General features: G+C 43.3%; 9 protein-coding genes and 1 pseudogene. All 10 read left to right on the top strand.

Translation table 11 applies throughout. The features are described 5' to 3' along the window. Positions 1-78 precede the first annotated feature (78 nt). The 10 genes and pseudogenes from OCU30_RS06525 to otsA all read left to right on the top strand — a co-directional run bounded on the left by OCU30_RS06525 (position 79) and on the right by otsA (position 14,200). Positions 79-2,169: a type VI secretion system Vgr family protein gene (locus OCU30_RS06525; protein WP_077312949.1), complete on the top strand. Its 2,091-nt coding sequence runs from the start codon at positions 79-81 to the stop codon at positions 2,167-2,169. Further along, positions 2,162-3,055, top strand: coding sequence for a DUF4123 domain-containing protein (locus OCU30_RS06520; RefSeq protein ID WP_077312951.1), 894 nt, complete (start codon positions 2,162-2,164; stop codon positions 3,053-3,055). Before OCU30_RS06525 ends, OCU30_RS06520 begins: the two co-directional genes overlap by 8 nt. Then, on the top strand, positions 3,052-6,303 hold the full coding sequence (locus tag OCU30_RS06515; RefSeq protein WP_077312953.1) for a hypothetical protein: 3,252 nt from the start codon (positions 3,052-3,054) through the stop codon (positions 6,301-6,303). The genes OCU30_RS06520 and OCU30_RS06515 overlap by 4 nt, the downstream gene beginning before the upstream one ends. A 2-nt stretch (positions 6,304-6,305) precedes the next feature. Further along, entirely contained in the window at positions 6,306-7,259 is a 954-nt protein-coding gene (locus OCU30_RS06510; RefSeq protein WP_077312955.1) for a hypothetical protein, read from the top strand. Between the two features lie 73 nt (positions 7,260-7,332). Further along, positions 7,333-8,283 (top strand): hypothetical protein, encoded by a 951-nt coding sequence (locus tag OCU30_RS06505; protein WP_077312957.1) that lies wholly within the window; start codon positions 7,333-7,335, stop codon positions 8,281-8,283. A 391-nt stretch (positions 8,284-8,674) separates the two neighbouring features. Further along, positions 8,675-9,457, top strand: a pseudogene (locus tag OCU30_RS17360) (PAS domain-containing protein); the annotation flags it as partial. Positions 9,458-9,499: 42 nt separating this feature from the next. After that, positions 9,500-9,988 carry a methyl-accepting chemotaxis protein gene (locus OCU30_RS17355; protein WP_261821306.1) on the top strand — a complete coding sequence of 163 codons (489 nt, stop codon included), beginning with the start codon at positions 9,500-9,502 and terminating at the stop codon, positions 9,986-9,988. Between the two features lie 284 nt (positions 9,989-10,272). Continuing rightward, positions 10,273-11,025 carry a trehalose-phosphatase gene (gene otsB / locus OCU30_RS06490; RefSeq protein WP_077312960.1) on the top strand — a complete coding sequence of 251 codons (753 nt, stop codon included), beginning with the start codon at positions 10,273-10,275 and terminating at the stop codon, positions 11,023-11,025. After that, positions 11,022-12,818 (top strand): glycoside hydrolase family 15 protein, encoded by a 1,797-nt coding sequence (locus OCU30_RS06485; RefSeq protein WP_077312962.1) that lies wholly within the window; start codon positions 11,022-11,024, stop codon positions 12,816-12,818. The genes otsB and OCU30_RS06485 overlap by 4 nt, the downstream gene beginning before the upstream one ends. Beyond that, a complete protein-coding gene (gene otsA / locus OCU30_RS06480; RefSeq protein WP_077312964.1) occupies positions 12,815-14,200 on the top strand; it encodes an alpha,alpha-trehalose-phosphate synthase (UDP-forming) in 1,386 nt (461 codons plus the stop codon). Before OCU30_RS06485 ends, otsA begins: the two co-directional genes overlap by 4 nt. Positions 14,201-14,273 lie beyond the last annotated feature (73 nt).

Here is a 14,273-nt window from a genome sequence, read left to right as displayed (position 1 = left end):
CAACGCATTCTTCTTTGGATTCAATGTGTTGTGCTTAAGGTTTTTGACGTATATAAGAACACGAAAGGAAATGTCAGGATGGCGACGTTACATTATGCAATCACAATCGATGGCTTAGAAGACGACACGTTGGTGGTGCGTTCTTTTGATGGGCATGAATCCGTCTCCGATAGTGAATTCCAAAACGAGACGTGCTACGGCTTTCGCTATTTGATTGATCTCGCGAGTCGACAATCTCATATCACTCCAGATCAAGTTGTCGACAGAAACGCTGAGCTCACTTTGTATCGAAATGGGGAATTAGTACAGCGGGTTCACGGCATCGTCAGTCGTTTTAGCCAAGGTGATATTGGCCATCATTTCAGTTTTTACTCCTTAACTCTCGTGCCTTCTTTAGAGCGTTTAGCTTTACGTCATAACAGTCGCTCATTCCAACTCAAAACCGTCCCGGAAATTATCTCTATTCTTTTGCAAGAAATGAATATTGAGGATTACGCGTTTTCAATTGAGCGTGAATGCGCACAGCGTGAATTTTGTGTGCAATATCGAGAAACCGATATCGAGTTTTTGCACCGAATTGCCGCAGAAGAAGGGCTGATATACAGCTTTATTCACGAAGAAGGCAAGCATACCTTATTGTTTACCGATAAAACCGCCAGCTTTCCTTGGGTCTCTGAGCCAGTGCCTTACAACGCTCTAGCCGGTGGCCAAGCAGAGACGCCTTTTGTTAAAGAGCTGAACGCCCATACTCAATCCAACGCTTCGCATTCAATAGCGCGGGATTACAGTTTCAAAAAACCGACTTATACATTTGCGCAAAGCGCCGTTGCTTCCGATATTGATTATCAATTATCAGGCTATGAGCATTATGATGCGCCGGGACGCTATAAAGATGATGAAAGCGGTAAAGCGTTCAATGATATTCGTCTCGCTTACTTACGCCGTGAATCCCAAACGCTGACCGGAAAAAGTAACCAGCAAGCATTGAAAGCAGGTTATCAATTTTCATTATCTGAACATTTGAATGCCGAGTTTAATCGCGATTACTTAGTGGTTGGACTGAGCGTACAAGGTAAGCAACCCCAAGCGTTAGAAGAAGAGGGTGGCTCAGGCGCGACAACGTATGCGAACCAATTCAAAGTCATTCCTGCAACACTGAGCTGGCAAGCTAAGCCTAACCCGAAACCCCAAGTCGATGGCCCAATGATTGCGTTTGTGGTTGGCCCAGATGGCGAAGAAATCTTCTGTGATGAACATGGCCGAGTGAAATTACATTTCCCTTGGGACCGTTATTCGAACAGTGATGAGCAAAGTTCCTGTTGGATTCATGTATCACAAGGTTGGGCGGGCAGCCAATATGGAATGTCTGCGGTGCCACGTATTGGCCATGAAGTGATCGTGTCATTTTTAAATGGCGATCCGGATCAGCCGATTGTCACAGGCGGCACCTACAACGAAAACAATATTCCACCTTACGTGTTACCTGATAACAAAACCAAGACCGTTTTGCGCACTGAAACCCATCAGGGCGATGGTTACAATGAGCTGAGTTTTGAAGACCAAGTGGATGAAGAAACCATCTTCTTACACGCGCAAAAAGACTATGACGGCATCACCAATAATGATCATACTCGAGAGGTGCACAATGATAAGCATCTCACCGTGGATCGGCATGACTACACCAAGGTCAAACGCAATCATCATGAGTCGACCAAAGGCGAAAGCCGCACTGCGGTGGATAAAAATCGCACCTTTGTGATTGATGGTGACATGCACGTGAAAGCAGGCAAAGTGTGGGTGAATGATTCTGGTACGGAAATTCACATTAAAGCCGGCCAAAAAGTGGTGATTGAATCCGGCGCCGAAATTACCGCCGTGGCCGGTGGCAGCTTTGTCAAAGTCGACCCAGCCGGCGTGCATCTCTCTGGCGCAGGCATCAACCTCAACTCCGGCGGTAGCGCGGGTGCTGGCAGTGGCTATAGTGGGTTGGTGGCAAGATTACCACAAACCATTAAGAACAATACGAAAGTAGCGGAAATACAGCCCCCAGAAGCGACGCCTGAAGACATACAACCGCTCAATGTAATGCAGCAACGAAAAGCGATTGTCTCAGCTGCTCAACAAGGCAAACCAATCTGTCAAGCGTGTGAGGCAGCCGCCAATGCTTAATGAGATATCACGTATCGAGTCATTACTTCCGACGGAAAGCAAACGCTGGATTGTTATTGATCGGGCTTTAGTGCCTGATGCGGAAAAGTTATTGCTGCAATATGCCATGCATAATGATTTCACTATAGAAGTACAAAACCTGTTCTTTAAAACACAGTGGGAAGCGGTCAGTGATGTGGGGCCTTTATTGGTTTCATATCATGATAAAGCATTGCAATGGCTGATTGACCAAGCTGGGTGGCGATTCGGTTTGGTGTTTGATGCCAATGCATCAATTAATGAATTATATCACTACTGGGTGACACGGATTCACTGCCAACACCTTGGTTTTGAGAATGAGCTATTGCGGTTTTACGACCCTGTAGTGGTGTATCACCTTCTTAAAGATAACGATTATGAGCGCAATGGGGTATGGACTGAAAGTATCAGCGACTTGTGGTTACCGAATATGGTTGATAAAACCTACTGGCATATAGCCAATGATGGCTATCCAGCCGATAACACTGAGATCATACTGTCGTTTAATGACGCAGAATGGCAAGGCCTAACCGATGCTGCTACCTATTGCATAGCTTATAACCTCACCGATCACTTAAAGACGTATTTCCCTGACAATAGCCGAGGAAGTACTGAAGCCGACTTTCATTATTGCCAGCATTTATTACAAGAATTGCAGCAATATGGTGATATCAGTGAGAAAACCGGTGCACTATATATCAATATTGTGTCCCGATTGGGTGATCAATGGTCTGAAAATCCCCAACACGAAAAAATGAGTCAATTATTAAGTGATGGTTCTCGTTCGTTATTAGAACGATTACGAGACATCAACGAATATGCATTCGCTTATTGTAATCAAAATATTAGTCAGGAGTTGTCATCATGAGTTCGCCGAGCCCCTCTTCACCTTCCCATTCTCAAGGCGCATCAGGCGATCCCGCAACTCAATCAGCAGAAATGAAAGACGGTGATGGCACGGCTGCACAAAGTTGTCCATTGCGTGGCGGTTGGGTAACGCTGAAGCCGCTGAGATATGCGGTAGCTGATGATGACGAAGACTTAAGTTTTGCAGATGGTTTAGAACTGGGCGTAGAGCTTCCTTCATTAAGCGAACATCAGTACATTACTCGGGAAATTGATGAGCAATTTGTCTATCTCTATAACCAAGATGATGAGTACCTTCTTGAAGTCACTTATGAAAAGTGCGAAGCAAAGAGTGCACGTTGTGTGTGGGGTAATGCGCCTGCTCAAGTGAAGAGTGCATTTCCATTACTCAAGCAACCCGGTGATGCCAAAATTGTCATGTGGCTCACTCACGAGCCTCTGACGCAAAAAGTGGCCAATGATTTAGCATCCGCAGAGCCGGAAGATATTGCGACCTTTGGTCAAGTATTTGATTTGAAAGCCGCGTCGGAAGGCTCACAACCGGATATGGCACCGAACGATGAGATTGATTCGATATTATCAAGCCTCATGGCTTCGACGTCGCACCTAAATTGGACCAGTGCCACGCTTGAGCCACAGAGTTCATCGGCGCCACTGTTAGTCGATTATGAGAAAGAAACGCCGCAAAATAGCTATTTAGTATGTTTGAATGATCCAATAGGCATCACCACGGATTTATGTCGTGAGTTTTCTTTAGCTTATGGCATGGCCATGGAAGTCTTCAAACACGCTAACCATCCGTACATGATGGCCAATCTGACAGAAACGTATATTGATTTTGAAGTTGATAACAAAAAAGAAGAAACCAGCCGCAAAGTCGCAGAATGGCAACAACATCCTGAAAAAGGGCATTCTGCCGGTACAACGTACGATCAATGGAACGCAGACAGAGCCGTTGCAGCTTATAAAGAGGCACTTGAAGGAGCGGTTCATCATGAGCGAATGACACAATATAAATTGGATCATAAAGAGGCTAGCAAGAAGCTGCATAAACAGTTAGATGATTTAGGCGTTGATTGGTTAGCTTGGTTGAATTCCGGCCATATTGATTGGGCGCTGTGCTGGTACGATCTTGATGACAAAACTCAGATAGAAGCGAAAGAAGCCATGTTAATGCCGCTTACCAATAATATGGGGGCATTAGACGATGGATGTAAACTACGTAATCAATGGATAGAAGCTCTCGGTCAAAGTTATCAAGGGAAGCCTGCAGAGCCCTATCAAGGCGTGTCTGGACATGTGTTTATCGCGCTTGGTTACGCAGAAAAAGTGCTTGAGGCAGGCACGAAGTGGCTGAATATTTTTAAGAGTATTGCTGACCCTCGACTGTCTGCGAAAGCGCAGGCCGATGCGTACTTCGAACTATTACGGAATATGCCGGCAACGGTGGTGACCGATGCGTTGCTCATGGAGTTTGCTCATGCGGTGACTCACTACAGTGTGAAACAAAATACGCCACAGCTCTATAACGATTTGCATAAAACTACCGGTTATCGTTCAGGGTATACGTTTAAAAAGATCACAACCAATCTTGGTGAAGTGCAAACCGGCATCAAGGCTACCGCAGCCTACGAGCAGCATATCGCGACTAAGGAATCAATACCACCGTTTGCTGGGATTAGCAACAATACTCCCTTAGAGCTGTTTGATCTCGACCAGCCTATTTCACCACAATCAAGCGAAGGTAGCACGCTAGCCGCCGCGAGTACCAAGCCAGGCCGTTTTTTCGTTAGGCAGTTGGCCAAGTCCCGACCTCGTGAAGGCGGTTTAGTTGGTGGAGCACAGAAATTTACCAACAAAATACTCTCGCCTGCGATTCAAAATAATACCACGGCGATGTTTTTCCTAGTGCAAGCATACAATGTAGTGACCTTGAATGAGAGTGACTCTTGGGAAAAAGTCGCTGGAAGTTATGTTTCGCTGGTTTCATCGTCTTTTGCCTCTATAGATTTGCTGATCAAAAAATTCGGCAAAGAGATTGCGACAGATTTTTCGTTGAGTAAGGAAGGTGGCGCGAACTGGTTGGGTGCAAAGCTTTCAAATGGATTGATATCCTTTTTTGAAAGCTTAAAACAGTTCGAGGTTATCTCCGGTTATAATCCAGATGTAATCGGAAAAGTTGGGCGCTGGGCTAGTAACGGTTTTAGTTTTACCTTAAAGAGCTTACCTGTAGTGGCCGCAACGCTTGGCGTTATTACGTCGATTAATGATGTATTTGAGGATATTGCTAATAACGAAAGTTGGGGGGTGTTAGGGTTATCCATCCTTGGTGTTGTGGTTAACAGTGTGATTTTAGGCGCTGAAATCGCGATATTAGTTATGGCTACCGTGACGGGGGTGATGGCACTGCCCTATATCGTGATTGGTACACTATTATCGATCACTATAGGAGTATTACATAGTATGTTCGTTACACCCAAAACCGTACAGTTTTTAGCGCGCAGTTTTTGGGGGAAAGGCGAGTATAAATACGCTGAGAAATACGTTGAACAAGAGGCTCGACAAGAGGCGCAAAAATTTGCTCAAAAATCCGCTCAGAAAGCCGCCGAACAATCTGGTGAAAAATATAGTGACCAATACGTTGAAAGCTATGGTCAAACATACGCTGCAAAATACGGTGAAAAATACTCTGAGAAAAAAAGTTTTGGAATGGATAAACGTCTTACCGTTTTCGAAGATAAAAGTGAACAAAACAAGGAATTAATGCAAAACGCGATAGATAATGAATTAAAAGCATTTTTAGATCATCTATGTAAGCCAAAGGTTGGCATTGCCTCGCAAAGCGTCAATGAGCAAGGATTAAGTACCTTTACGGTTGCGGTGCAGTTAATCGGTTATGATGCAAGTAGCAGTGCCGAGTTGCAGCTCCAAGGGTATAATAAAGCCGATCGTAAAGTGCTGGTGGCGGCGTATGATGACGAATTGACAACCCGACATGCCTCGGTACAAATCTTGCCAACACAACAGCAAGCGATTTTTTCATTGCAAGTCAATGAATCACAACTTATTAAGCAGGATGATACGAAGTACGTTAACTTCGATGATTATCAGTTAGCGATTACCTATCACAACCCGATGTCGATTCCTGTGAGCTTACAATACCCAAATATCGAAATAGACGATGATAGCTGGTGGTGGTCAAAAAACACCTCGGTCGATCAAGATTTTAGCTTAGCAAATAGTGAATAATTATGAGTGATTTACGCCAAGTGGGCCCCAATGAGTGGGTTGGGCCAGAAAAAACGGGTATTACCCCGCATTTATCCCATACCGAACATGCTAAGAGAAACTACAAAGCAGGCAATGTGTTGCATGAACCGCTTATGCCAGGTAATTATATTGTTCCGATTGACTATGAAAATCGGCCTACCGAACATATGGGAGAATTCTGGGATGCGTTTACCGCTGGTGGACATCAGACCTTTTTAGACATGCGCCCGCAATCGTCGCATGCGCGCGGTAATATTCTGTACAGTATGTTAGTGGCGGTGTTCTTATGGGGTGGCTATAAGTGTGTAACCGCGTGGGCTTGGGGAAGTCAGGAGTGGGCTCTGAATACGGTGGACCAAGGCATTTTGTCAGTCTTTGTTTTGATTGTGCTTATCGGTTTTTTTCGCCCAGTGGCTTTGCCAATTCGTTTACACAAACGTAACCAAGAAGTATATGTGAAACACAAAGGTGTGTTGTATCGTATTCCTTGGGATGAATGTGAACTATCAGTGATGTATAAAGGTTTCTATTTAGGCGCGGCGAGCATTAAAGATACCTACCAACTGGTTATGTGGTTAAATCCAAAACATGCTGTCAATCAAGATTTAACTGGGGAAAAGCATGAACGTTTGTTACTTAACGAAGAAGTGGGTGGGCATGTCAGTGCCTACGGTTATTATGAGTATATTCGTCGTTATATGACAGGTGATGAACCATTTGCAATGACAATCAGCGCGAAAGAAAAACTACCTAGAAAAAATAACGAATTAATGAATCAGTTTGGTCCAATCAGCTCAATATTTAGAGTATGTTGGCTTCTTGTATTACTTCTTTTATTAAAGCCTTCTTTATTTGCGTTGAAATACGCCCCCATTAAAGACAAATGGCCGGAAGAGGTGCATGAATGGACGGGCGAACGTTGTAACTGGATATAATTTTCGGTATGGATTCAATGGGCGATATATTCGCCCATTTTTTATAGGTTAAGAGTCAGTTTAGTGAATAATTATGAGTGATTTACGCCAAGTTGGGCCGAATGAGTGGGTTGGGCCAGAAAAAACGGGTATTACCCCGCATTTATCCCATACCGAACATGCTAAGAGAAGCTACAAAGCAGGCAATGTGTTGCATGAACCGCTTATGCCTGGAAACCATATTGTTCCGATTGACTATGAAAATCGACCTACCGAACACATGGGAGAATTCTGGGATGCTTATAGCGCTGGAGGTCACGAAACTTTTTTAGATATGCGTCCGCATTCTTCACATGCGCGAGGCAATATTCTCTACAGTATGCTGTTGGCAGTGTTCTTATGGGGTGGCTATAAGTGCCTCAATGCTATGGCTTGGGGAGGTGATTGGGAGCTCAATACTGTTGACCAAGGTATTTTGGCTGTATTCGCGCTGATTGTACTCATCGGTTTTTTTCGTCCTGTGGCGTTACCCATTCGCTTACATAAACGTAATCAAGAGGTGTACGTGAAGCATAAGGGCGTTCTGTATCGTATTCCTTGGGATGAATGTGAACTATCAGTGATGTATAAAGGTTTCTATTTAGGCGCGGCGAGCATTAAAGATACCTACCAATTGGTTATGTGGTTAAATCCCAAACATGCTGTCAATCAAGATTTAACGGGGCAAAAATATGAAAAGCTTTTATTAAACGAAGTGGTTGGGGAACACATTCCAGCTTACGGTTATTACGAGTATATTCGCCGCTATATGACGGGGGATGAACCCTTTGCTATGACCATTAGTACAGAGGAAAAAGTAGGTGGTCGAAATAAAGAGTTATTAAATCAATACGGTCCCATTCGAGCGCAGTTTAATTATTATTTTTTCGCGACGGTAGCCCTTTTAGTCAAGCCGACTTTCTTTTGTTTAACATACGCCCCCATTAAAGACAAATGGCCGGAAGAGGTGCATGAATGGACGGGCGAACGTTGTAACTGGATATGATTTTTCTATAGGAATTCAATAGGCGATGTGATTCGCCTATTTTTTTATGTTAAAAATATCAAAAAATGACGTTCCGGCGATATTGGCTGAATGCTCCGTCTTAAAAATATCCTTGATGTAGTTATTGTCTGGGACGGATTAGAATCTTACAGGATCTATTATAATAAATTTTCTTATATTCAATATTTTGTCAATAGATTTTCGCTGATAAATATAGAGAAATAACTAAGGTTTATACCGATTTACCGAAGAATTTTTTCTTAAATAGTGTGAGATAGTTCAATCACCGTAATAAAATTTTTATCTGTCCGCACTTTATCTCAGAAATCATCTAAGATATTAAAAAGCGAAATAAAACTATTTCCGATAGTGATTACAGAGGTAAGGGTGAATGTTTTTTAATAGCCGTGGTATTAAAAAGAAATATCAAGAAGCCTTAGACGAGCTGCATGTGCTAAAGCAAATCTATAACGGTATGAATGAAAGTGCGATCAGTTTCAAGCTGAATAGTAAAGGGATTATCTCGTCAGTCAATAAGCTGTACGAAGAGCTTATGGGCGTAAAATCGGATGCTATTATCGGTCAGCCGTTCATTTCCGTTGTACCTAAAAAAGTGAGAGAGACAGAACATTTTTTGAATATGAAAAGTGCGATTGAATCGGGTGAGCATTGGCATGGCGCGATTGAAATGGCATACAGTGATGGTAGCGAAGCGTGGTTGCGGGGAATCGTCGAACCGATAAAATCTGTTGAGGGTAAAGTAGAGAGTTATAGTGTATTTGCGTATGAGCTGACTCGCACCATTACAAGCTCTCGCGAAAAAGAAGATTTGCTCAATGGCTTGAATCGTTCGATGGCTATTATCGAATTTGAGCTGGACGGTAAAATCATTACCGCAAATGATAACTTTTTAAAAACCGTTGGCTATAAACTGTCTGAAATACAAGGTAAGCATCACCGCATGTTTTGTTTTTCTGATTTGTATAATTCCTCTGAATATCAGACTTTTTGGCAACAACTAGGCGCAGGTCAGTACGTCTCAGGCCGCTTCCAGCGTGTTGATCATTACGGTAATGAACTGTGGCTAGAGGCGTCTTATAACCCGATACATAATGATCGAGGTGAGTTGTACAAAGTCATTAAATTTGCAACGAATGTAACGGAACAAATACAGCAAGAAAAGGCCGCATCAGAAGCCGCACAATTAGCCAGTGGTGTGTCGAATGAAACACGACAACAAACGTCGAAAGGGCGTAGTGTCATTGAGTCGACGATTGAAAACATGAATGAGCTCGCTACAAAAATGGAGTTAGCGAGTAGTGAGATACAAGCATTGAATAATCATTCAAAGAAAATTAATGACCTAGTTGATAGTATTAAAGGCATTGCTGACCAAACTAACTTGCTTGCATTGAACGCGGCAATAGAAGCGGCGCGTGCTGGTGAGCAAGGCCGCGGTTTTGCTGTCGTTGCTGATGAGGTTAGGCAGCTTGCGGCGAGAACAAACGCGACCACCGGTGAAATCATCGCTATGGTGTCAGAAAACTTAGCCAAAACAGAATCCACGGTTGACCTAATTAGTGAGTGCCAACTAAAAACAACAGATGCCTTAGAATCTTCGAACAGTGCAGGTGACGTTATCCAAGAGATCGAAGCAGGAGCCGATAAAGTCAATGAAGCGATTCAACATTTGAATCGCGCTTAATTTATATTCTAGGCGTTTTCTGTATGAGATTTCTTGGTAATTAGTGGCAATATTATTTTATCACATAGAAAAATAGCGAACCTTGTTGTTCGCTATTTTTATGAGTGATATATGCAATTAATCATGAATAATATTTCATTAATAATGAATGTTTAATTTTTAACTGAGCGGCGTAAATAATTGATTTATTTAATTACATAGAACGGAATGTGATTTTAATCAAGATTGTTTTATTAAAATTATCACGCTATGGTAATTAAGAACTTACAAAAGTGAGCAAGGAAATGAATAAGACATTACCCCCGCTGCCTTTTGACAACGTTGCACTTTTTTTCGACTTTGATGGAACGTTAGTCGAGCTTCAGCCAACACCTGAAGCGGTGATCGTCGACGATGAGTTACGTACAGTTTTAAAATCGTTGAACAACGAAGTAAACCAAGCGCTTGCGTTGATTTCAGGGCGCAGTTTAGATTCGTTAGATCACTTACTTGCCATGCCGACAGTCAATGTCAGCGGCAGCCATGGCATGCAATTTAGGTGTGGACAATCTGGCGATGTTTTTTTGCATCCAGATACCATTTCTCTACCCGAAACATTACTTCACGACTGTCAGCGTTTTTGTCATCAGCACGACTTATTGCTTGAAGATAAGCCGCTTACTGTTGCTATTCATTATCGAAACAAGCCTGATATGGAAAATCAGGTCGAAGCGTATTTACAGCAATTAACGGAGCGATTTTCTTCTTTAAAGCTGAGTATCCAAGCTGGTAAAAGCATTCGTGAATTAAAGCCATCCGGCATTAATAAAGCTTCTGCGCTAGACTATTTTACGAGCAAAGATGCGTTTCAAGATAGAACACCTTGGTATTTTGGTGATGACGTCACCGACGAAGACGCCTTCACTTGGATCAACGAACGCAATGGCGTTTCAGTCAAGATTGGTGACGGTGAGTCGAACGCGCAATACCTCCTCGATTCACCACAAGAAGTTATTGCATTTCTTAAAGATAGATTAGCGGTGAGGGACAACCAATGATGGAAAATAATTTAGATCTGGCATTGATCGGTAACTGTCGAATTAGTGCATTAATAGACAAAATGGGTGAAGTGGTGTGGTCTTGTATGCCACGGTTTGATAGTGATCCTGTCTTTGCTTCACTTCTAAAAACCGGTGATAAAGCCGATCTAACCGGGACTTACGGTATTGATCTTGATGGCTTCTCTCATAGCGAGCAGCAATATCGTAAAAATACTGCGATACTCGATACCACTTTATATGATTTACAAGGTAATAGCGTCACCATTACCGATTTTGCCCCACGATTAATGCTCTACGGGCGCATGCACCGCCCAGTGACCTTAATGCGTATTCTTACTCCAGTTGGCTCGCCTCGTATACGTGTAAGATTGCGTCCAGCCGATAATGAAACCAATAAAGCGTATGAGCGAATTGAAGGGACGAATCATATTAAATATACCAGTGATGGCCTATCGCTGCGTTTAACGACTGATCTTTCTATTTCGAGTATTTTTGATGAAAGTTGGTTTATTTTAGATACTGAATCGCACTTGGTATTAGGAAATAATGAAAGTTTAGAAGAGCCTATTCAACAGTTATCACAACGGTTTGTGAATGAAACTGAGCTCCATTGGCGCAGTTGGGTGTACAACTTAGCCATTCCTTTTGAGTGGCAAGACGCGGTGATTCGTGCTGCGATTACGCTCAAACTCAGTGCATTTGAAGATACTGGCGCTATTGTCGCCGCCATGACGACTTCCATCCCTGAAGCGAAAGATACCGAACGTAACTGGGATTATCGTTTTTGTTGGTTGCGTGATAGCTACTTTACGGTGCATGCACTGAATCGCCTTGGTGTGACGGCAACCATGGAGCAGTATTTGCGTTATTTGGTTAACCTAGCCACTCATATTGATGACCAATATTTGCAGCCTGTATTTTGTATCAATGGCCGTAAGCAAATGGAAGAAAAAATTGTTGATAAGTTGGATGGGTATCGTGGTATGGGGCCTGTACGCTTCGGTAATCAAGCGGCTGATCAGATCCAGCATGACGTGTATGGTGCGGTAGTGCTTTCAGCCACTCAAATGTTCTTTGATGAGCGTATTCGCAAGCCAGATGATAAGCGCTTGTTTCCGATTTTAGAAAAAGTCGGAGAGAAAGCGGTACAGTACTTCGATCAGCCTGATGCTGGGTTGTGGGAGTTACGGGGCAGCCAACATACCCATACTTTCTCAAGTATTATGTGCTGGGCTGCGGCTGACCGTTTAGCTAAAATTGCCGACAATCTGCAATTACCGGGTCGGCAAGAGTATTGGCGTAAGCACGCCGATAATATTAAGCAAACCATTGATGAAAAAGCGTTTAATAGTGAACTAAATAGTTACACCGCAACGTGGGGCGGCGATACAATGGATGCCAGCTTATTGCTTGCATGCTCTCTTGGGTTTGTCTCAGGAGACGACCCACGCTTTGTTGGTACGGTTGAAGCAATAGAGTCCCAGTTACGCCCGAAAGGCAGTAAATATATATTCCGTTACGTGATAGAAGACGATTTCGGTGAACCAGAGAATGCCTTCACCATCTGTTCTTTTTGGTACATTGAAGCCTTATCTGCGATCGGACGTCACGCAGAAGCTCGCGCATTGTTTGAAGACTTGCTTGAGAGACGTAATCATGTGGGGTTATTGTCTGAAGATTTGGATCCAGAGACTGGCGAGTTATGGGGTAATTTTCCACAGACTTACAGCATGGTGGGCATCATCAATTGTGCCCGTATGTTGAGTCGACGTTGGGAGGATGAAGTATGAGTCGTTTAGTGGTGGTTTCAAACCGAGTTGCCAGACCTGAATCGTTAAAAGGAGGTGCCCAAGGTGGCTTAGCGGTTGGTGTGCTTGCGGCAATGGCTGAATCCGGTGGTTTATGGTTTGGTTGGAATGGGCGGATTGAAAATCGTCCAGCCACGGAAGTGCGAGAAGAGCGTAAAGACAATATTGATTTTGTCACGATAGGGTTGCGTCAAAAAGAATATCAAAACTTTTATGCGGGTTTCTCAAATAAGGTGATTTGGCCCTTATTTCATCAAAGGCCGGATTTGATGCGGTATCGTAATCATTATCGTGCTGGTTATTTAGGCGTGAACCGTAAGTATGCCAATCATCTCTTGGCACATCTTCGCCCTGATGACACGATTTGGATTCACGATTACCAATTAATTCCGATGGCGAAAATGTTGCGTGAAGCAGGTGTGACATGCCCAATAGGGTTCTTTTTACACACGCCTTTCCCTGCCTTTGATTTACTGCGAGCACTACCAGGTTACGAAAAAATGCTCGATGAGCTATTAAATTATGACTTGGTTGGATTTCATACTGGTATTGATGAGCATAATTACCATGAAGCGATTCGTGTGGAATGCAAAGGTAATACAGTAGATGGTCATGTCACCTGTGGTGAGCATCAACAGCAAACGGGTGTGTATCCCATTGGTGTTGCACCCGATGCGATTGTCGATGCTGCCCGCCGAGGGCAAGATACACAAGAATATAAACAGCTACGTAAAGAGCTTGGCGATCGTAAGCTGATTATAGGTGTAGACAGGCTTGATTACAGCAAAGGGATTTTTCATCGTTTTCAATCTTACGATATGTTACTGAAAAATAACCCTAAATTTCATCGTAAATTGGTGTATATGCAAGTTGCGCCGACCTCGCGAGGGGATGTTAAAGCTTATGCTGAACTCGCCCAGCAAGTTGAGCAATCCGCTGGCCATGTCAATGGAACGTATGCAGATTTTGATTGGACGCCAATTCGGTATATCAACCGTGGATTTCGCCGAAAAACCATTATTGCATTGTATAATATGTCTCATATTGGCTTTGTCACACCGCTGCGTGATGGGATGAACTTAGTAGCCAAAGAATATGTAGCTGCGCAAAATCCAGATGATCCCGGTGTATTGGTACTATCTAAAATGGCTGGTGCAGCGGAGGAGCTTGATGGCGCGTTAATCGTCAATCCATATGATATCGAAAGTGTGTCTGAGGCATTGGCGAAAGCGATACAAATGCCGCTCGAAGAGCGAGTTGATCGTTGGAAGCGTATGATGGAAGTGTTGCATCGTAATGATATTGATACTTGGCAGAAACGTTTTAGACAAGATTTGAAAGCGCATCCTCACCCTCAAAGATAGCGTAGATTGTTGCCAGCTTCGCAGAAGCTGGCTTTTTTGTTTGTTGAGCAATTCCTACCTAATGATAATCATC

Origin of the sequence: Vibrio palustris (assembly GCF_024346995.1) — a bacterium.
GTDB classification, from domain to species: domain Bacteria; phylum Pseudomonadota; class Gammaproteobacteria; order Enterobacterales; family Vibrionaceae; genus Vibrio; species Vibrio palustris.
Note: the sequence above shows the minus strand (reverse complement) of the source record. Positions and strands in the feature narration are given on the sequence as shown.

Excerpts from the sequence above, each read along its gene's own strand:
- OCU30_RS06525 (WP_077312949.1), top strand. The coding sequence starts at position 79 with ATGGCGACGTTACATTATGCAATCACAATCGATGGCTTAGAAGACGAC.
- OCU30_RS06520 (WP_077312951.1), top strand. The coding sequence starts at position 2,162 with ATGCTTAATGAGATATCACGTATCGAGTCATTACTTCCGACGGAAAGC.
- OCU30_RS06515 (WP_077312953.1), top strand. The coding sequence starts at position 3,052 with ATGAGTTCGCCGAGCCCCTCTTCACCTTCCCATTCTCAAGGCGCATCA.
- OCU30_RS06510 (WP_077312955.1), top strand. The coding sequence starts at position 6,306 with ATGAGTGATTTACGCCAAGTGGGCCCCAATGAGTGGGTTGGGCCAGAA.
- OCU30_RS06505 (WP_077312957.1), top strand. The coding sequence starts at position 7,333 with ATGAGTGATTTACGCCAAGTTGGGCCGAATGAGTGGGTTGGGCCAGAA.
- otsB (WP_077312960.1), top strand. The coding sequence starts at position 10,273 with ATGAATAAGACATTACCCCCGCTGCCTTTTGACAACGTTGCACTTTTT.
- OCU30_RS06485 (WP_077312962.1), top strand. The coding sequence starts at position 11,022 with ATGATGGAAAATAATTTAGATCTGGCATTGATCGGTAACTGTCGAATT.
- otsA (WP_077312964.1), top strand. The coding sequence starts at position 12,815 with ATGAGTCGTTTAGTGGTGGTTTCAAACCGAGTTGCCAGACCTGAATCG.